Here is a 3,261-nt window from a genome sequence, read left to right as displayed (position 1 = left end):
TGTGCATGGCATACCCGTAACGATGCCGCAGCAGGTGTACGACGACCTGCTGCACGGCGCATTGAACGGATATTGGGAGACAAACCTCGACAATCGCGACCAAATGGCCTACAAACGCATCTTCATCGGCGCACTAAGGGCGGTGGATTATCTTACCCAACTGCCCGAATGGAATGGTAGAGAACTTGGCGTAACTGGTGCTAGCCAAGGCGGAATGTTGTCGTTGGTGTGCGGCGCACTGCATCCTGCCGTTACGTTTGTGGGCGTGGTGCATCCCGCTATGTGCGACCTCACCGCCTCTCTTCACGGCAAAGCCTGTGGTTGGCCACATTATTTCTACGGTCAAAAGCAGCCCGATGCTAAGAAAGTGGCCACAAGCGGCTATTATGATGGCGTGAATTTCGCCCGCCGACTGACTATTCCCTGCTGGTTTTCGTTTGGATATAACGACGAGGTAGTACCACCTAACAGCGCATACGCTGCCTATAACGTTACTCAGGGACTACGAACTCTGAAACTATATCCCGCCACGGGCCACTTCTGGTTTCAAGAACAATGGGAAGAATGGCGAGAGTGGCTGCGCAAACAGCTAAAAAAGCCTCACCCCCAACCCCTCTCCAAGGGGAAAGGGGAGTGATGCGCCCTGTGAGTTTTGTAAGAAATGTCATGATGGGCAAATGAAAGTCGAGCCGAAACATACGTATATTCGCCACAATATGTCCTTATGTTCTTCTGTCAAAAGAACCTGTATTTCTGTCAAAACAATTAATATTTCTGTCAAAACAGCCTGTATTTCTGTCAAAAGAAGTCAAGCAAATATTTCTGTCTAAACAAAGAAACAAAACGCAATGAATAAAATACGATACTACATGATGGCACTACTTCTTGTTTGTGCCACAGCCGTTAAGGCGCAATCATTTGTTACGGTGAAGAACGGAAGACTTTATCGCGACGGCAAACCCTACATTTTTATTGGGGCAAACTATTGGTATGGCGCCATTCTTGGCTCGAAAGGGAAGGGCGGAGACAGGCAAAGACTGAACCGCGAACTAGACGAAATGAAACGTTTGGGCATAACCAACCTGCGTATTTTGGTGGGTAGCGATGGCGAAGAAGGCATTAAGTGGAAGGTGTCGCCTGTGCTCCAACCATCGCCCAGTGCCTATAACGATGTCCTATTAGATGGGCTCGACTACCTGATGCAGCAGTTGCAACGCCGCGGAATGGTGGCCGTGTTATACCTAAACAACTCATGGGAGTGGAGCGGAGGTTATGGTTTCTACCTCGAACACGCAGGAGCGGGCAAGGCATTGCAGCCCAACGAGGTGGGTTATTCGGCCTACATCAAGTACGCCTCGCAGTTTTCAACCAACAAACTGGCGCAACAGCTGTTCTTCAATCACCTCTGTTTTATCCTCAAACGCACCAACCGCTACACGGGAAAGCGCTATGCAGACGACCCCGCCATCATGTCGTGGCAGATTGGCAACGAGCCGCGCGCCTTCGATAAGGCCGTTCTGCCACAGTTCGAGGCATGGTTGGCCAAGGCCGCGGCTTTGATGAAGAGCATTGACAAGCGACATTTGGTTAGCGTTGGTTCGGAAGGTGCGTTCGGTTGCGAGGGCGATTACGACTCGTGGCAACGTATCTGCGCCGACCCAAACGTCGACTATTGCAACATACACGTTTGGCCTTACAACTGGAGTTGGGCCAAGAAAGACTCGCTATCGCAGAACCTGCAACGCGCCAAAGACAACACCAAGGAGTACATCGACCGCCATTTGGCCATCTGCGCCAAGATAAACAAGCCCCTAGTAATGGAAGAATTTGGTTATCCGCGCGATGGTTTCGCCTTCTCAAAGCAGTCGCCCACCACTGCCCGCGATGCCTATTACGGCTATGTTTTCTCGCTTTTGGCGGCCGATGCAGCAAAGGGCGGATACTTTGCAGGCTGTAACTTCTGGGGTTGGGGTGGTCTGGCGCAGCCCAAACACGAGCAATGGGAGCCTGGTGACGACTATACGGGCGACCCAGCACAAGAGGCACAGGGACTTAACTCGGTGTTCTCGTCAGACACGTCTACCGTTAACGTGATAAAAGCGGGCATTGCCAAACTGCCAAAATACTGATAAACGATGAAACGATTATTAACCCTAGCCCTCGCGGCACTAACACTTCCAGCCATGTCGGCAAAGAAAGAACAACCCCTATACAAAAATCCCAAGGCCAGTGTGGCACAACGCGTAGACGATCTTTTAGCGCGCATGACACTGGAAGAAAAGGTTGGGCAGATGAACCAGCTTGTGGGCATTGAGCATTTTAAGCAATATTCGACCTCGATGAGCACCGAAGAACTGGCCACCAACACGGCCAACGCGTTCTATCCAGGCGTAACGGTGCACGACATGGAAGCGTGGACACGCCGCGGACTGGTGTCGTCGTTCCTCCATGTGCTCACGCTCGAAGAGGCCAACTACTTGCAAAAGCTCAACATGCAGAGCCGTTTGCAGATACCTTTGCTCATTGGTATTGATGCCATTCACGGCAACGCCAAGTGCAAGAGCAACACCGTTTACCCCACAAACATTGGTTTGGCCTCATCGTTTGATGTGGACATGGCCTACAAAATCGCCCGACAAACAGCCGAAGAAATGCGTGCCATGAACATGCACTGGAACTTTAACCCCAACGTTGAGGTGGCTCGCGATGGACGTTGGGGCCGTTGTGGCGAGACCTTTGGCGAAGATCCCTATCTGGTTACGCTCATGGGCGTGGCCACCAACAAGGGTTATCAGCGCAATTTGGATAATGCGCAAGACGTGTTGGGCTGCGTTAAGCACTTTGTGGGCGGCTCTTATGCCATCAATGGAACAAACGGCGCACCCTGCGACGTATCCGAACGCACCCTGCACGAAGTGTTTTTCCCACCCTTTAAGGCTGCCATTCAGCAGGGCGGAGATTGGAACGTGATGATGTCGCACAACGAATTGAACGGCATTCCTTGCCACACCAACAGCTGGTTGATGAACGACGTGTTGCGAAAGCAATGGGGATTCAAGGGATTTGTTGTGAGCGACTGGATGGATATTGAACATTGCGTTGACCAACATCGCACTGCCGCCAATAACAAAGAGGCCTTTTACCAAAGCATCATGGCCGGAATGGACATGCACATGCACGGGCCGGAATGGCAAACGGCCGTGGTTGAGCTGGCGCGCGAGGGCAGAATACCCGAAAGCAGGATAGACGAAAGTGTGCGCC

General features: G+C 51.9%; 3 protein-coding genes. All 3 read left to right on the top strand.

Annotated features, from left to right (window positions below):
• A partial coding sequence (locus tag BN93_RS10005; RefSeq protein WP_044260395.1) for an acetylxylan esterase occupies nt 1-637 on the top strand: 637 nt, incomplete at its 5' end.
• A 211-nt stretch (nt 638-848) separates the two neighbouring features.
• Entirely contained in the window at nt 849-2,129 is a 1,281-nt protein-coding gene (locus BN93_RS10000; RefSeq protein ID WP_019188196.1) for a glycoside hydrolase 5 family protein, read from the top strand.
• A 6-nt stretch (nt 2,130-2,135) separates the two neighbouring features.
• On the top strand, nt 2,136-3,261 hold a 1,126-nt coding region (locus BN93_RS09995), incomplete at its 3' end, for a glycoside hydrolase family 3 protein (RefSeq protein ID WP_044260393.1).

The sequence above is a fragment of the Prevotella conceptionensis 9403948 genome (assembly GCF_000312305.1).
GTDB classification, from domain to species: Bacteria; Bacteroidota; Bacteroidia; order Bacteroidales; family Bacteroidaceae; genus Prevotella; species Prevotella conceptionensis.
Note: the sequence above shows the minus strand (reverse complement) of the source record. Positions and strands in the feature narration are given on the sequence as shown.